Source organism: Actinoplanes teichomyceticus ATCC 31121, assembly GCF_003711105.1.
Lineage (GTDB): Bacteria > Actinomycetota > Actinomycetes > Mycobacteriales > Micromonosporaceae > Actinoplanes > Actinoplanes teichomyceticus.
In genome coordinates, this window is record NZ_CP023865.1 from 5,216,006 (window position 1) to 5,231,597 (window position 15,592).

The following is a 15,592-nucleotide window of genomic DNA, read 5'->3' on the forward strand; positions in this document are numbered from 1 at the left end:
AAACCGGGGCTCGACAACTCAGGTCGGCCACCGGCCGCCCGATGATGCGGGGGTGTTCACCGCCGAAGCCTCTCAGATCACCGAGCAGCCGGTGGCCGACGGCCGGTCCCACGCCGTCGACGCCAGCTCGCTCGCGTACCTGCGCGTCGACCGTTCCGGCCTGATCCGAGACTGGAATCCGGCTGCGGAGCGGCTGTTCGGCTGGCGCCGCGACGACGTGCTCGGCCGCCGGCTGGCGGACACCATCATCCCGCCCGCGCTGCGGGCCGCCCACAACGCCGGGTTCGCCCGGCGGCTGGTCACCGGCGAGCGGCCCGGGCCGGGTCACCGCTTCGAGATGCCCGCCGTGCACCGCGACGGCTCCGAGTTGAGCATCTCGATGACCATGGACGCGCTCGGGGACGAGGGCTTCTGCGCGTTCATCTCCGACCAGACCGAGTGGCACGAGGCGCGCCAGGAACTGCAGCGCAGCAACCAGCTGATCACCGCGATCCTGCAGCACACCACCGCGATGATCTCGGCCAAGGACCTGGACGGCCGCTACCTGTTCGTCAACGGCGAGTACGAGCGGGTCTTCCAGGTCACCGCCGCCGACATGGTCGGCCGGGGCGAGCAGGACGTGCTGCCGGCCGCGGTCGCCGCGCACAGCCGGGCGCACGACGTGCAGGTGGTGGAGAGCGGCGCCGCCCGGACCGTGCTCGAGGAGCTGCCGTTCGGCGACGACATCCGCCAGTACGTGGTCACCCGGGTCCCGCTCACCGACCCGGACGGCTCGGTCTACGGCGTCTGCACGATCGCCATCGACGACACCGCCCGCCGGCGCAGCGAGGCCGCGCTCGGCGCGAGCGAGGAGCGTTTCCGCAACACCGTGCACAACGCGCCCGGAATGCTCTACCAGTTCCGGGTCGAGCCGGACGGCCGCGCCGGATTCAGCTTCGTCTCCGACGCCTGCCGCGAGCTCTACGGCGTCGACCCCGAGCAGATCACCACGTCACAGGCCGACATCCTGGACTTCATCGTCGAGGAGGACCGGGAGTCCTTCCTGACCTCGGTCCGGGAGTCGGCGAGCACCCTGCAACCCTGGGAGTGGCAGGGCGGCATCGTCCGCCGCGACGGCCTGCGCCGCTGGCTGTACGGCACCGCGCGGCCGCACCGGGAGCCCGGCGGCGCGACCGTCTGGGACGGGATGCTGCTCGACCGTACCCGGGAGCACACCGCCCGCTGTGACCTGGAGGACCTCGCCCGCCGCCTGGCCACGCTCTCCTTCACCGCCACCGGCGACCGTGACCCGGTCGCCGAGCTGGTCGACCCGGCCGACCACGACGAGCTCGCCCGCGCCTGGGCCGCGGCCCGCGCCGGCGCGCCCGCCGACACCGAGCTGACCGCGGCCGGCCCGGACGGCGGCCGGCTGCTGGTCCGGCTGCGCCCCCGCGTCGAGGGCGGCCGCACGCTGGTCGACGGCGCCTGCTTCCACCTCGGGGGGCGCCCGTGACGGCGACCGCACCGGGACCGCGGCTGCCCCGCAAGCTCGGCGAGATCGGCATCCCGACCACGCCGCTGCCGGCGAGCACCCCGATCAGCGAGATCGAGGCGACGCTGCACGGTGACCGGCACACTCCGGGCGTCATCGTGCGCACCGAGGCCGGGCACCGGCTGGTCAGCCGCGAGCTGCTGGACCGGGCGGCGACCGGGCGTCTCGGCTTCGGCCGGGCGCTGACGATCCGGCGGACCGTCGGCGACCTGTCGCTCGCCGACACGCTGACGCTGCCCGCCGACACCGACATCGACGTGGCCGCCCAGGCCGCGCTGGCCCGTCCACCCCGCGAACGCGAGGAGCCGGTGCTGGTCAGCTGGCCGGACGGCCGGCACGGGATCGCCCCGATGATGGACCTGCTGGCCGCGATGGCCGGCCGGTACGCCCGGCTCTCGCGCACCGACCAGCTCACCGGGCTGCCCAACCGCAGCACGGTCGCGGCCGAGGGCCAGCGCCGCCTCGACGCCGGTGGGTTGGGCGCCGTGCTGCACCTGGGTCTGGACCGGTTCCAGGACGCCAACGACGTGCTCGGCCACCACGGCGCGGACATGCTGCTGCACCGGGTCGCGGTCGCGCTCAGGGCGGTGAGCGGCACCGGCAACCTGGTCGCCCGGCTGGACGGCGACCAGTTCCTGGTGCTGCTCTCCGAGCTGCCGTCCGGGTACACCCGGCAGAGCATGGGCCGGCACATCGCGGCCGGCATCCGCGGGCCGCACCCGATCGACGGCCTGCCGATCAGCGTCGAGGTCAGCATCGGGATCAGCCCGGCCGACCACCACGACATCGCGGTGCTGCAGCGCCGCGCCGCCGCCGCGATGCGCCGTGCCAAGCAGGACCGGACCGGCGTGGTCGAGTGGACCCCCGGCCTGGACAGCACCCAGCGGGTCGACCTGCGCCAGCTCACCGAGCTGCGTACCGGCCTGCGCAGCGGGCACCTGCGGCTGCACTACCAGCCGCTGCACGACGCCACCAGCCGGGCGCTGGCCGGGGTGGAGGCACTGGTCCGCTGGCAGCACCCGCAGCGCGGGCTGCTGCCGCCCGGCGTCTTCCTGCCCGACGCGGAACGCTCCGACGTCATCCTGGAGCTGACCGACTGGGTGCTGGCCGAGGCGCTGCACCAGGCGGCGCTCTGGAAACGGCAGGGCCACCACGTGCCGGTGTCGGTGAACCTGCCGGCGGCGTATCTCGCCCAGGACCGCGCCGTGCCGACCATCCTGGCCCTGCTGCAGCTGGAGGGCGTGCCGGCGGACCTGCTCACCGTCGAGATCACCGAGACCGCGGTGCTGATCCGCCCGGACCAGGTCGCCGCCCAGCTCGCCGAGCTGCGACTGCGCGGCGTGCGGGTGGCGATCGACGACTTCGGCACCGGGTACACCTCGCTCGGCCTGCTCCCCCGCCTGCCGATCGACGAACTCAAGATCGACCGGTCGTTCGTGGTGCAGATGCACGACTCGCCCGCGCACGCCACGATCATCGAGTCGGTGATCGCCATCGCGAGGTCGCTGGGCATGAAGGTGGTCGCCGAGGGCGTCGAGGACGAGCCGACCGCGGCCGACCTGGCCCGCGCCGGCGTCGACCTGCTGCAGGGCTACCACCTGAACCGCCCCACCCCGCCGGAGGCCGTCCCGCTGCCCGCGCCGGCCCCGCTGCCCACCGCCGCCTGACGGCGACGAACCACCCTTTCCCGGTACGAGCCCCGGGCGCATGACGGATGTTCAGCGGGAGGTGCGGCAAGCAGATGCTGTCTGCCCGGATCAGGTCGACGGTTCGAGGATGACCACGGGGATCTCTCTCGTGGTGGCCTCCTGGTACTTCCGGTAGGACGGCATCATCGTGATCATCAGCTGCCACAGTCCTGGTCCTTCTTCTGCCGGGGCGATCCGGGCCCGCGCGGGGAGGGTCTCGGTCCCGACCTGGATGGTGACGTTCGGGTCGGCGCAGAGATTGAGGAACCAGGCGGGGTGCCGGTCGGCTCCCGCGTTGGACGCGACGACAACATAGCGATCGTCCTCTCGTGCGTAGGCCAGCGCGGTTCGGCGCAACTTTCCCGATCGGCGGCCTCGCGTGATCAGCAACAGGTCGCTCACGCCGGGCCGGGGAGTGCCGTTGGTCTCTGCGAAACGGCGGATGTGTGCGGCGACCCAGGGGTTCGGGCTGTCGAAGATCTCGCCGGCCATCAGGCGGCCTCGACACCGAGATGGGTCCGGTGGTGCGCAGGGGTATCGATCTCGTCGATCAGCGCGACGGCGAGGTCGGCGTACGAGATGCGACTGGCCGCGTCGGCCATCGCCGTGCGGTAGCGCCCGGAGCGCGCGCCGCCGTGGTCGAAGTCGCCGGCAGGGCTGACGACCAGCCAGTCCACGCCGGTGGTCGCGGTACGCAGCACCCGCGTACCGGCGGCGTGGGCGAGGTAGAACGAGCGGTACTCCTGCGGATAGCCGGGCGTGTCCATCAGCGCCACCCCGTGCTCGGTCTGCAACGTCGACGCCAGGCCGACCACCAGCAGCCGGGTTACCTGCGCGCGAGCCAGTCCGTCCAGCAAGGCGCGGGCAGCGCCGGTGTAGAGGGCGCTGGGCCGCACTGCGGCGTCGTGGACGGCGCTGATCGCAGCATCGTGTCCAGCGGCCTGCCGGGCGACGCTGTCCGCGTCCGTCACGTCACCAGCCATCAGCTGCACGCCGTCGCCCGACAGGCCGCCATGCCCGCCCGGATCACGAACCACCGCGGTGACCTGGTGACCACGACGGCGCGCCTCGGCGACGGCCGCCCGTCCGGCCCGGCCGCCCGCACCGAAAACCACCAACCTGCCCATCTCGGCACCTCGCCTCTCTGAGCCGGCCCCATCGCCGGCGCCGCCGCAGACCGTATCCGGACAGGTAGTTACCGATCGGATACCGGCTACCGTGGAGGTCGTGACGATGCCCCTGGATCCCGACATGTTCGACCCGGTGTGTCCCTCCGATCTGTCGCCGATCCGGATCGGCGACAAGTGGGCCGGCATGATCGTCCGGTGCCTGGAGCAGGGACCACGGCGGTTCTCCGAGCTTCGCGTTCCGCTGCGTGGCATCACGGCGAAAGCGCTCACCAAGTCACTCAGGACGCTGCAACGTGACGGCCTGATCGAACGCACCAGCCACCTCGGGCCGGTGCGTCGCGTCGAGTACGAACTGACCCCTTTGGGCCGCAGCCTGCTCCAGCCGATGACCGCCGCGTGCGCCTGGGCCCGGGAACACTGGGAGGAGCTCCTCGACGCCCGCGAAGCATCGACTGGCGGCCGGCGTGGGTGACGGCTGGCAACCTGAGCCGCGCACGAAGAAGCGGGAGCTGACCCGGATGTGGGCGGACAACGCCTACACCGGCCTGACCGACTCGACCCGCAACGATCTCGACCTCACCTTCAAGGTCGTGAAGAAGCCACCGAACCAGATCGGGTTCAAGGTGCTGCCCCGCCTTCTGTGGAATCTGGTTCGTCAAGTCCGTCCGGCCATGACGGACCGGCTTTCCCGCGAATCCGGGTTGCCTGCCCGCGATTACGCGGCCCGCAGCGAGGCAGAAGCGGATGTCGGTGACCTCTGCCGATCAGGGGTCGAAGTTCCAATACGCCGGCAGGGCGCCGTCACACGGAGCACAGGTGAAGTCGCTGTCGCGGACGATGTTGCGCTCGCCGCAGGAACGGACATCGCCGGCAGACGAGCTTGGTGGTGAAGTCCCCGAGCTGCGTGAGACCTAGGCGATCGAGCGCTGCGCCGACTGCCGTCCAGCAGTCCGGATCGGGACAGTAGCCGGTCGATTGGTTGGTCACCTCAAGCACGTGCCGCGCCCCCGCTGCGCCGGCGAACGTTGTCTCGCCCGCGGCAGGTACGTCTCGGCCGGTTGCAACGGCGACATGCTCGCTGCGACGCGGGGCGGCCCTGAGCGAGCCGTCGAGCGCAACGACGAAGGTGAACGGCTCGTCGAACTCGGCTCGGGTCCGCGCGGCCGGCCAGCGGTCAAGAACAGCGCGGGAGCCGACATTGACCGCCTTTATGGGTGGACGTTCGTCCTGGGGTTCTGCTGGACCGACATAGCGATACCGGCCCAATCTTCCCTTCTCGCGAAGGTAGCCAGTCGCTGCGGGGTTCGTCGACCCAGTTCCGCGCCCGACAGTTGGCGGCCGACGGACCACCCAGGCGCGCGACTTGCGGCATGAGGAGAACGTTGTCTTGCAGGTGCGTTCTCCGGATCCGACTCACATGGTGATCAACAACCCCGAATCCATTTTCCGGGTTCTCCCCGATGTCCGGCTGGCGCGATTCGTTGCAGTATCACTGTGTGACGAAGCGGTGGCGACACCTGACCGTCTGGCTGCACGTATTGACGTCGGTCGGTTGGATGGCCCAGGCAATGGCGTTATGCGTGCTGCTCTCCGTCGGGTATGGATCCGACGTCTCGGTCCGTAGTGCGGCCACTTCCATGGCGCACGTCCTCGACGGCCGCCTGCTGGGGCCGATGGCTGACGCCTCAGCCTTCACGGGCATCATGTTAGCCGCCGCCACGCCTTGGGGGTTCTTCCGGAACTGGTGGGTACTCATCAAGTTCGTGATCACGCTCGTCCAGCTCTACCTGGGAATCTTCCTACTTTCTCCGGCGCTCACGGAGTCCCTGACCGCCGGACCGTCACGGGTGCAGATCGCCGGGTCCGGGCTCATGGCAAGCGCCATCGCGTTCCAGGGCTGGCTTTCGGTCGCGAAGCCGTGGGGAAAGGTCCGCGCCCACCATCGCGCCCCCGTCGGAACCGGGCCCCGCTGGATCTTCGTAGCGACGGTGGGCGGAGGTCTTGCCGACCTGGCATTCGCCCTCGCCATTGGTCACCCCATGCCTTTGCTCTCGCTCACACTGCTCGTCATCGGATTGATCCGGCGGCCGCGCTGGGTAAACGGTCGAACGGCAAGGGCGGCTGTTCCGTAGTCACGTGGACGGGACCCTCCGATGAACTGGCGAGCGCAGCGTGCAGGTGGCGAGTTCTCATCTGAAGTGGCGAGCGGACGAGCGTCCAGGACGGTCGTTCGATCAGGGAGTTGGGCAGGGTCGGGTAGCCCGGAAGGATCGCACCCCCCGGGCTACCCGACTCTGCATCGGCAGCCTTGAGAAAGCCGATCTCAGTACCATTTCTGATCCGGTGTGTTCAAACATTTCCACTGGATCACCGGTGCTCCGTCAGCCATGCCGCTGCCACCGACAGCCATGCATTTTCCGCTGTTCTGGTTGACAAACTCGTACGTCCCACCATTTCGTCTGCCATACCACCGCTGGTCTGGAATATCCGCGCACGGCCACTGGATAACATGGGCACCTTCTGCCGTGCTAGCGCCGCCGACACCCAGACATTGCCCGCTGTTGTCATTTCTGATCTGCCAATAGTCGTTACCTAGCCACCGCAGGATCCAAGACGGTCGCTGGTGCCCAAACAGGTCCATTGAATCGCTTCCGCTCCCGGTGCGGTACTGGATGCCCCAATAGCCAGACACTTATGACTATTCAGGTTATGAAGGGCCATCTGACGATCGACCACTCGTGAAGGGGTCGACGGTTCCTTTGCCTGAACCTGCGGTGCACCAAAGCCAAGCATCCCCATGCCCGCAAGCATGACCGTCGCCACAGAGGAACAAGATTTTCTCATTTCCCGTCCTTCCATCCAGCCGATGGATTCTCAGTATAAGTTCGACGATCGCGCGTCCTCGCCAGTTCGGGAAATTGACTATGATGAGTGTTTTTCATCCTGCGTAGCGGGGCGTGGTGCAGAACGAGGATGGCCCCGCACGATCGCGGTCGCGCGGCGTGGGCAGCAACGCAGCTTCACCAGGATCTTCCAGATCTTGAGCGTGGCGATCGCCCGCTCACCGCGCGCGGATCTTGGCGTGAGCCCGGTTGACCGCCCTCTGCCGGCGTGACAGCTTCGGCCGGAAACGGCGCCGTTCGAACGCGGCCGAAGCCCATACCAGCCGCCCCAGCGCGTCGGCGATGACCTGTACGTTCACGCCGTGCCGCTGGTGCTTGCCCGAGTAGTACGGCTTCTGGTCGGCGACCCGGTCGATCGGGATCAGCGTGCCGTCCAGGATCGCGTACGCCAGCTGCCGGATGCGTTGCATGGCCGTGTCCAGGTCCTCGGCCGCTGCGCTGAGCAGGACGATCGCTTCCTGGACGTAGCGCCAGGCGGTTGGATGCCGATCTCGAAGCCGGCGGCGAGGCGAGGGTAGGTGTCACCGTTGCGCAGGTGGGCCCGGGCCAGCAGGGCCTGGCGAGCGGGGCTCAGCCGCCGCCATCGGGATCTGCGCTGCTGGCGGTGGCCGCGGATGCGCTCGGCCAGGTGGTTCAGGGTCCGGCTGGACAACGAGATCGTGGACGGGTAAGACAGCATGGCGAGGCTCCCGGTCGGGGCATCGGGTTCTGGTCGATTTGCTGTCCTACTGGAGCCTCGTCCTCATCGATCACCGCCCCCTGACGACCCCGATTGACCTGCAACATCAGGTTGAAAAGGCTCAGTAGTAGCTACTCATGATCTCGGTCGCCCACCCGGGTTGACGGACCTCCCCGCGCGGTCCGAACTCCGCCATGTACGGTTTGATGTCAAGCACCGGGGTGCCCGCTACCGCGTCCAGTCCGCTGACGTAGAGGTCGTGCCCGTCCACGCGGTGCAGCCGGCAGCGGGAGACCCCGATCCGGTTCGGGCGGTTCTTGCCGCGTTGGGCGAAGATTCCGACCAGCGGCCAGGCGGTGTTCCCACGCGGATGCCGGGCGCCGGTCTCCACCTTCTCCGGGGGCACCTGGTGGAAGTGGAACACCACCTCGAGGTGGGAGAAGTCGCCCAACCCGGACAGCGCGTCCTGGCCGAACTGAGCGGCGTCCAACCGGATCACGGCCTCCACACCGTCCCACGCGTCATCGAACACTTCCGCACGACCCCCGAGCACGTGTGCCACCGGCTGTGCGGTCACCACACTCCGGTCGGTGCGGTCCCCGATCTGCTCTTGCACCAGCGATTCCCCTTTCTTCGGCTCGCCACGGGCGAGATGGATGTCCGGCCCCAGCGGTGGCTACGCGGCAGGACCGCATGCGGCGATGACGGCGTCGGGCGCCCCGGACCGCCACGCCGGGAACCACCACGGGCGGGTGGTGAAAGGCCAGGATGCTGCCGTGCGGCGCCGGGCTCGGCCAGGGCCGCCGCCTCGAACCGCTGGTCCGGGATGCGTCAGATGCGCGCCAGACAGATGCAGGGTCCGCATTGGAGCGACGATACCTAAGACTCTCAGCGAATCACCGCCGGGCGATCAGCAGGAACCCGGCGTCGGCGCGGGCGCCGGACGGCGCGTGGCAGATCACGTGGACGGCGTCGTCGTCCGGGCCGATCACGCAGCTGGCCGCGGTGTCGTACGGCGTCACCTGGAGGTCGCCGGTGCCCGGCAGGCCGCCCAGGCCGACCCGGTACTGCCCGCGGCCGGTGCGCGTGACCACGCTCGCCTGCCCGGCGCGGTTGAGCTGGAACGGCCCCCGCGGGGTGTACCGCGCCTCCCCCGGCCGGTCCGCGCGCAGGTAGCCGCCGTGCACCGCGTCGGGCCCGGCGGCGAACGTGATCGCGAACCGGGAGTCCACCGGCTGCCCGGTCACGTCCCGGCACCGCACGCGCACCGCGAGATTGCGGCCTTCCGGGTACGCGAACCACCGCTGCACCTCGCACACCGTCGCCGCGTCCGCGACCGGGGTGACCTTCACCGTGCCACCGTCCACATCGTCCATGCTGCCGAAGTGGACGACGTACGAGCCGGTGTCCTCCCGGTCGGCCGAGTTCGTGCCGCCCCGGCCATTGTGGCTGTACTCGTCGTCGACCGTCTGGCTGGTCCGGCCCGGGTCGCCGAGCCGCAGGTAGGCGGCCGCTCCGGCACCCGCGCCGAGGTGCCATCGAGCCGTGAAGCCGCTGTCGGCGGGCTTGCCGGCCCGGTCGAAGCAGTTCACCCGGAGCAGCTCGTCGGCACCGTCCGGGTGCCAGTCCAGCAGGGTGCAGATCCGGTCGTCCCGGGTCACCGCGGTGACTTCGGCGACTCCGCCGGCGCGACCGAGCCGGCCCAGCACGACCAGGTAGCGGCCGGTCCCGGAGCGTTCCACGGTGTTCTCGGCGCCGGCCGAGTTGCACTGCCGTCCGGGGCGGTACCGGTCCTCGCCGGGCCGGTCGGCGAGGACGTAGCCGGCCGGCTGGCGCGGCGCCCGGCAGGGCGGTTCGGGGCGCGCCGGTTCCGGCCTGGTCGCCCAGGTCACCGCCATGACCAGGATGGGCAGGACGCCGCCGGCCACGGCCACGGCGGCGACCAGCGCGCTGATCCGGGGCTCGGACGGGGCGGCCCGGGCGCGCGGAGCGAGCCAGTCGCCGACCGCGGTCATCGTGCGGGCGCCCAGGCGGTCGAGGCGCCGGCGCCAGTCCGGGACGGTACGGGCCGGCGTCAACGGCATCCCGCGCCGCACGTCCGGCCGGCCTCGGTCGTGGGCGGGGAGCTTCCCGCGGCGGGCTGCGCCGAGGACGACGGCGGGCCGGGTGGCGGGGTCTGCTCCGGCTGCTTCACCGGCCGAGCGCCGGCCGAGTACTTCGGCCGGACATACCGGGCACGGCTGGTCGACTGAACCGGGTGGGCCGGTCGTTTCGCCCGATCCGGCCGGGCCGAGCGGGTCGGGATGGCCGGCCGATCCGACGTACCGGAAGGGTCGTCCTGCCGCGCCGGGCCCGCCCCGCCCGGATCCGCGTGCCGCCCGGCGCGGCCCGGCCGGTTCCTGCCGGACGCGGTGTCGCGGCCGCTCCCCGCCGGTTCCCCGGTCCCCGGCATCTCGTCGCCGGGCAGTACGTCCCGGGTGGGCATCTCGTCGCCGGGCAGCACGTCCCGGGTGGGCATCTCGTCGCCGGGCAGCACGTCGCGGGTAGGCATCTCGTCGCCGGGCAGCACATCGCGGCCCGGGGCCTCCGGGGCGAGCACGTCGCGGCCGCCGGGCGCGTCCGGTGGCAGGCTCGCGGCGACCGGGGCGAGCTGCCGAGAACCGCCGGACCCGCCGCAGCCGGCCACCGCCAGCACGGCCAGGGCCGTGGCAAGCAGGAGGGGACTCCCTCGTTTCACCGCACCTCCACCACACCCGTCTGCTCCTCAAACGACCCACCACGGGAACGGTGATGCGGCCCGGGCGGACCGCTCGCGGTACGCACACCGGGCCAGGAGCACGCCGGGATGACGCCGAGCGGAGCGCCGGGACGGGCCCGCCACCCGGCGGGGGGCTTCCGGCTCCGGTCGCGGCGGCTTCCCGCGGCCCTCGCGGGGGGCGGAAACGAGTTGCCGTACCGGGCGTCCACGTGCGACGGTTCGCTGCCGCCGACGTCCACGAGCGGCCGGGCACCGTCCCGCAGACCCCTACCGACAGGGCATGACACCGTAGATGACCACATCCATGCTGAACCCCGAGGACGCCGCGCGGTGCCGCCGCTCGCTCGCCGAGGAACAGACCGCCAGCCTCGCCGCGACCGATGACTGGGCACACGTCGACAGGGACCGCGTCCACCGGGACTGGCACGAGTTGTACAGCGAGATCGCCGCCGCCATCACCGCCGGCGCCCGGCCGCAGGACGAACCGGTCCAGGAGCTGGTCGGCAGGCATTACGCCATCGCCAGCCGGTTCTACCCGCCCAGCCGGGACGCCTATCTCGGCATGGCGCTGCGGTACGCCGAGGACGACGCGATGCGGGAGTGGCACAACTCCTACCACCCGCGGATGGTGGAGTTCCTCGGCGGGGCGATGCTGCGGTACGCCGAGACCCGGCTCTGACCCGGCCGCGTGCCACCGCGACGAGCGGCGACAGCGCGGTCAGCCGGTGAGAACGGCGCAGGCGCGCCGGTGGCCCGGTCGGCTCAGGCGTACTGCCGGTAGACGGCGCGGGCGACGCAGGCCGGTTTGTCCGAGCCGTCGATCTGCACGGTGAAGTCGAAGGTGCTCTGCACGCCGCCGGGCACGTCCTCGACACCGACCACGGTGGCCGCGAGGCGGATCCGCGAGCCCACCCGGACCGGGCTGGGGAACCGGACCCGCTCCAGCCCGTAGTTCACGCCCATCTTCGTGCCCTCGACCTTGAGCAGGTCGGCGAAGAGCGGGATGACCAGCGACAGCGTCAGGTAACCGTGCGCGATCGGGGCGCGGAACGGGCCCTGGGCGGCACGCTCGGGGTCCACGTGGATCCACTGGTGGTCGCCGGTGGCCTCGGCGAACGTGTTCACCCGCTCCTGGGTGATCTCCAGCCAGGAGCTGGCGCCGAGGTCCTGGCCGACGAGCGACTTGAGTCCGTCGAGCCCGTTCACGGTCGTGGTCATTCCGATTCCTCTCCGCACATCCGGCGTCCGGCCTGGCACGCTGGATCCCGCCCCGCGCGACCGGCCGGCGACCGGGCGCGGGAGATCCACGCCCCTCAACCTCTCACGGACCGGCCGGGATGGGAACCGCCGGGACACCCCGCCGGAGGGCGCGCCACCGGCGGGGCGCGGAGCGTGTGGCGGCCGCGGCGGGCCGGCCGCCCCGTGCCGGCCGGCCCGGCCGCGTCACGCCCCGGCGGCCTCCAGGCGGGCCAGCTGGCCGGCGTCCAGCTTGATGTCCAGGGCCGGCAGCAGGTCGTCGAGCTGCTCCGGGGTCTTCGGCCCGATCAGCGGGATCACCGACGGGTCCGTCTGGTGCAGCAGCCAGGCCAGGACCGTACGGTTCGGGGTGGCCCCGACCTCGGCGGCCACCTCGCCCAGCACGGCCAGCCGGGCATCGACGTCCGGGCCCTCGTAGCTCTCCATCATCCAGTGGCCGGACCGCTTCGCCGGGTCGTCGTAGATGCCCTTGAGGATCGGCGAGTACGCGACCAGCTGCAGGTCGCGGTGCAGTCGCAGGTACTCCCACTGCTCGGGGCCGACGATCCCGGCGGCCGCGTTGCCCGCCTTCGGGCGCAGGTACGAGTGCTGTTGCTGCAGCGCGACCGGGGCCGGCCAGCCGTGCCGCTCGCACAGCTGCCGGATCCGCTCCAGCCGCCAGGTGCGCACGTTGGACCAGCCGAGGTACCGCACCTTGCCGGCGCTGACCAGCCCGGCGAGGGCCTCCAGGGTCTCCTCCAGCGGGGTGCTCAGGTCGTCGACGTGCACGTAGTACAGATCGACGTGATCGGTGCCGAGCCGGCGCAGGCTGGCGTCCAGGGCGTGCCGCAGGGTGTCCGCACCGGCCCCGGCGAAGGTGCGCCGGGCCAGGTCCCAGTCCGGGTTCCCGTCGGCGTCCCACAGAGCCGGCGAGTACTCCGGCACCGCGCTGCCCTTGGTGGCCAGGAATACCTGGTCACGGCGGTTGCCGGCGCGCATCCAGCGGCCCAGCAGCTCCTCGCTCTCCCCGCCACGGCTGCCCACCCGTCGCCACCACTCGTAGCAGTCGGCGGTGTCCAGGAACGAGCCTCCGGCCCCGACGTAGCGGTCCAGGATGCGGATCGCGTCGGCCTCGCTGGTGGCGCCGCCCATCTGCATCGCGCCGAGGGCGAGCCTGCTGACCCGCGTACCGGTTCGTCCCAGTTCCATCATGTCCATGCCGCCCGACGTTAGGACCTGGAGCGCGCTCCAGGTCAAACCCGCGATGCCGGGCCGGGTGACCGCGCCCACATTCCGATACGAGAGCGTTCCGTTTCTCAATGGGCCGGACTACTGTCCCCGGATAGAGATACGAGACAGTTCCGTTTCGAAACCGGGGGGAAACACCGGATGAACGCAGTTCCAGAGACACCCCAGGCCGGTCACCCCCGGCGCTGGGCCATCCTCGCCGTGCTGGTGATCAGCCTGCTCGTCGTCGTGCTCGACAACACCGTGCTGAACGTGGCCCTGCGGATCATCGCCGACCCGCAGCAGGGCCTGGGCGCCACCCAGAGCGAGCTGGAGTGGGCGATCAACTCGTACACGCTGGTCTTCGCGGGCCTGCTGTTCACCGCGGGCATCCTGGCCGACCGCCTGGGCCGCCGGATCGCTCTGATCGCCGGCCTCACGCTGTTCGGCATCGCATCGCTGATCTCGGCGTACGCCGGCTCACCGGACCAGCTGATCGCCGCCCGCGCGGTGATGGGCCTGGGCGCCGCCGCCGTCATGCCGGCCACCCTGTCGATCATCGCGAACGTCTTCGAGCCGCGCGAGCGCGGCCGGGCCATCGGGGTCTGGGCCGGCGCGGTCGGCCTGGCCGTCGCCCTCGGCCCGATCCTCGGCGGCTTCCTGCTGGAGCACTTCTGGTGGGGCTCGGTCTTCCTGATCAACGTGCCGATCGTGGTGGCCGGCGTGGCGCTGGTCGCGATCCTGGTGCCGGAGTCGCGGGACCCGAAGCCGGGCCGGATCGACGTGCTCGGCGTGCTGCTGTCGATCATCGGTCTGACCCTGCTCACCTACGGCGTGATCAAGGGCGGCGAGGACGGGTTCGGCGACACCCTGGCCTGGGCGCCGCTGGCCGGCGGCCTGCTGGTGCTGGCCGGGTTCGTGCTCTACGAGCGGCGCATCGAGTTCCCCTCGCTGGACGTGCGGCTGTTCGGCAACCGGCAGTTCTCCGCCTCCACCGCGATGATCGGCCTGGTCTTCTTCGCGGCCATGGGCTCGATGTTCTTCGGCGCTTTCTACCTGCAGCTGGTCCGCGACTACGGCCCGCTGGCCTCCGGCGCGCTGTTCGTCCCGTTCGCGGTCGGGCAGATGGTCTTCGCGCCGATCAGCTCGACCATGGTGAAGCGGTTCGGCCCCAAGCTGGTCAGCACCGTCGGCCTGCTGCTGGTCGCGCTCGGCCTGGCCGCCTGGCTGCCGATCGGGGCGGACACCCCGATCGCCGTGGTCGCCCTGGCCTTCTTCGTGCAGGGCGTCGGCATGGCCAACGTGATGCCGCCGGCCACCGAGTCGATCATGTCGGCGCTGCCCCGGGAGAAGGCCGGTGTCGGCTCCGCGGTCAGCAACACCATCCGGCAGCTCGGCGGCGCGCTGGGCGTCGCGGTGCTGGGCGCGGTCCTCTCCTCGGTCTACCGCGACAACCTGGGCGCCGCCACCGACGGCCTGCCCGGCGCGGCGGCCGACGCGGCCCGCGAGTCCATCTCGGGGGCGTACGCGGTGGCCGCGCAGGCCGGCCCGGCCGGTCCCGGCCTGATCGCCGGCGCCAACGAGGCGTTCATCACCGCGATGCACTGGGCGACCGCCGGGTCGCTGGTGTTCGCCCTGCTCGGCGCGCTCGTCGCGGCGATCTTCCTGCCCGGCCGGCGGCCCGGCGCGCGCCCGGCCCCGGTCCTCGCCGAGGAGCAGGGCGTGGCCCTGGTCGAGGCGTAACCGCTCGGCGACAATGAACGCCATGACCGGCACCATCTCGACCGGCCAGGAGCGCAAGGCTCCTGGCCGGCCCCGCAACGCCCAGGCCGACGAGGCCATCCTCGACGCGGTGCTCACCCTGCTGTCGGACGGGCAGAGCGCGTCGGCCGTCTCGATCGAGTCCGTCGCCGCCAAGGCGGGCGTCGGCAAGGCGACCATCTATCGTCGCTGGCCGAACAAGGAGGCCCTGCTGATCGACGCGGTCCGGTCGATGAAGGGCCCGATCCCGGAGCTGGCCGGCGAGTCGGTGCGCGAGGATCTGATCGCCATGGTCACCGCGAACCGGTCGTCGCGGGGCCGGGAGTTCGGCAAGGTCACCGCGTGCCTGCTGCCCGAACTGATCAAGGACGAGGAGCTCAGCCGGATGCATCAGGCGGTGATCGAGCCGCGGCGCGAGGTGATGCGACAGATCCTGCGGCGCGGGATCGCGGCCGGTGAGCTGCGGGCCGACCTGAACATCGAGCTGACCGTGCTGATGCTGTCCGGCCCGTCGATGATGCAGGGGCTGTTCGGCACGGTCACCGGCATCCCGGACGCGGACTTCCCGGAGGCGCTGGTCGACGCGCTGCTGCGCGGCGCGGCCGCCTGACCCGCTCGCACCCGGACCCGGCCCGGTCGGCGGCCGGGCGCGGACGGGCGGCGACCCGGCACGGGCGGG

Annotated in this window: 16 protein-coding genes and 1 pseudogene; 8 read left to right on the forward strand and 9 right to left on the reverse strand. The window is 71.4% G+C overall.

The features are described 5' to 3' along the window. The first annotated feature begins 52 nt into the window (after nt 1-52). Both ACTEI_RS22910 and ACTEI_RS22915 read left to right on the forward strand, forming a co-directional pair. A complete protein-coding gene (locus tag ACTEI_RS22910; RefSeq protein ID WP_122979533.1) occupies nt 53-1,492 on the forward strand; it encodes a PAS domain-containing protein in 1,440 nt (479 codons plus the stop codon). Further along, complete coding sequence (locus ACTEI_RS22915; RefSeq protein ID WP_122979534.1) at nt 1,489-3,198, forward strand: putative bifunctional diguanylate cyclase/phosphodiesterase; 1,710 nt, start codon at nt 1,489-1,491, stop codon at nt 3,196-3,198. Before ACTEI_RS22910 ends, ACTEI_RS22915 begins: the two co-directional genes overlap by 4 nt. A 90-nt stretch (nt 3,199-3,288) precedes the next feature. Here the strand turns inward: ACTEI_RS22915 and ACTEI_RS22920 are convergent, their stop codons facing one another. Together ACTEI_RS22920 and ACTEI_RS22925 are read right to left on the reverse strand one after the other, a co-directional pair. Continuing rightward, on the reverse strand, nt 3,289-3,711 hold the full coding sequence (locus ACTEI_RS22920; RefSeq protein ID WP_122979535.1) for a nitroreductase family deazaflavin-dependent oxidoreductase: 423 nt from the start codon (nt 3,709-3,711) through the stop codon (nt 3,289-3,291). Further along, on the reverse strand, nt 3,711-4,346 hold the full coding sequence (locus tag ACTEI_RS22925; protein WP_122979536.1) for an NAD(P)-dependent oxidoreductase: 636 nt from the start codon (nt 4,344-4,346) through the stop codon (nt 3,711-3,713). Before ACTEI_RS22925 ends, ACTEI_RS22920 begins: the two co-directional genes overlap by 1 nt. A gap of 106 nt (nt 4,347-4,452) precedes the next feature. Here ACTEI_RS22925 and ACTEI_RS22930 point away from each other — a divergent pair, with 106 nt between their 5' ends. The 3 genes from ACTEI_RS22930 (at nt 4,453) to ACTEI_RS22940 (ending at nt 6,481) form a co-directional block, all read left to right on the forward strand. Then, nucleotides 4,453-4,821, forward strand: coding sequence for a winged helix-turn-helix transcriptional regulator (locus ACTEI_RS22930; RefSeq protein WP_239082486.1), 369 nt, complete (start codon nt 4,453-4,455; stop codon nt 4,819-4,821). Further along, a complete protein-coding gene (locus tag ACTEI_RS37270; protein WP_164466049.1) occupies nt 4,814-5,239 on the forward strand; it encodes a hypothetical protein in 426 nt (141 codons plus the stop codon). The genes ACTEI_RS22930 and ACTEI_RS37270 overlap by 8 nt, the downstream gene beginning before the upstream one ends. Nucleotides 5,240-5,845: 606 nt before the next feature. Then, nucleotides 5,846-6,481 carry a hypothetical protein gene (locus tag ACTEI_RS22940; protein WP_239082476.1) on the forward strand — a complete coding sequence of 212 codons (636 nt, stop codon included), beginning with the start codon at nt 5,846-5,848 and terminating at the stop codon, nt 6,479-6,481. Between the two features lie 191 nt (nt 6,482-6,672). Here the strand turns inward: ACTEI_RS22940 and ACTEI_RS39415 are convergent, their stop codons facing one another. The 5 genes and pseudogenes from ACTEI_RS39415 to ACTEI_RS22965 all read right to left on the reverse strand — a co-directional run bounded on the left by ACTEI_RS39415 (nt 6,673) and on the right by ACTEI_RS22965 (nt 10,668). Next, nucleotides 6,673-6,990, reverse strand: coding sequence for an RICIN domain-containing protein (locus ACTEI_RS39415; RefSeq protein ID WP_164466051.1), 318 nt, complete (start codon nt 6,988-6,990; stop codon nt 6,673-6,675). A gap of 301 nt (nt 6,991-7,291) precedes the next feature. Next, nucleotides 7,292-7,931, reverse strand: a pseudogene (locus tag ACTEI_RS22950) (transposase family protein); the annotation flags it as partial. Nucleotides 7,932-8,052: 121 nt separating this feature from the next. Beyond that, on the reverse strand, nt 8,053-8,547 hold the full coding sequence (locus ACTEI_RS22955) for an SAM-dependent methyltransferase (RefSeq protein ID WP_239082477.1): 495 nt from the start codon (nt 8,545-8,547) through the stop codon (nt 8,053-8,055). Between the two features lie 280 nt (nt 8,548-8,827). Further along, nucleotides 8,828-10,015 (reverse strand): hypothetical protein, encoded by a 1,188-nt coding sequence (locus tag ACTEI_RS22960; RefSeq protein WP_145830890.1) that lies wholly within the window; start codon nt 10,013-10,015, stop codon nt 8,828-8,830. Further along, nucleotides 10,006-10,668 (reverse strand): hypothetical protein, encoded by a 663-nt coding sequence (locus ACTEI_RS22965; RefSeq protein ID WP_145830891.1) that lies wholly within the window; start codon nt 10,666-10,668, stop codon nt 10,006-10,008. The genes ACTEI_RS22960 and ACTEI_RS22965 overlap by 10 nt, the downstream gene beginning before the upstream one ends. Nucleotides 10,669-10,981: 313 nt before the next feature. Between ACTEI_RS22965 and ACTEI_RS22970 the strand changes: the two genes are divergently transcribed. Further along, nucleotides 10,982-11,368, forward strand: coding sequence for a TipAS antibiotic-recognition domain-containing protein (locus ACTEI_RS22970; RefSeq protein WP_122979540.1), 387 nt, complete (start codon nt 10,982-10,984; stop codon nt 11,366-11,368). A gap of 83 nt (nt 11,369-11,451) precedes the next feature. Here the strand turns inward: ACTEI_RS22970 and ACTEI_RS22975 are convergent, their stop codons facing one another. Together ACTEI_RS22975 and ACTEI_RS22980 are read right to left on the reverse strand one after the other, a co-directional pair. Then, on the reverse strand, nt 11,452-11,907 hold the full coding sequence (locus ACTEI_RS22975) for a MaoC family dehydratase (protein WP_122979541.1): 456 nt from the start codon (nt 11,905-11,907) through the stop codon (nt 11,452-11,454). 225 nt (nt 11,908-12,132) lie between these two features. Further along, nucleotides 12,133-13,143: an aldo/keto reductase gene (locus tag ACTEI_RS22980; protein WP_122979542.1), complete on the reverse strand. Its 1,011-nt coding sequence runs from the start codon at nt 13,141-13,143 to the stop codon at nt 12,133-12,135. Nucleotides 13,144-13,314: 171 nt separating this feature from the next. Between ACTEI_RS22980 and ACTEI_RS22985 the strand changes: the two genes are divergently transcribed. Both ACTEI_RS22985 and ACTEI_RS22990 read left to right on the forward strand, forming a co-directional pair. Next, complete coding sequence (locus tag ACTEI_RS22985; protein ID WP_122979543.1) at nt 13,315-14,895, forward strand: MFS transporter; 1,581 nt, start codon at nt 13,315-13,317, stop codon at nt 14,893-14,895. Between the two features lie 22 nt (nt 14,896-14,917). Further along, entirely contained in the window at nt 14,918-15,523 is a 606-nt protein-coding gene (locus ACTEI_RS22990) for a TetR/AcrR family transcriptional regulator (protein ID WP_239082478.1), read from the forward strand. Nucleotides 15,524-15,592 lie beyond the last annotated feature (69 nt).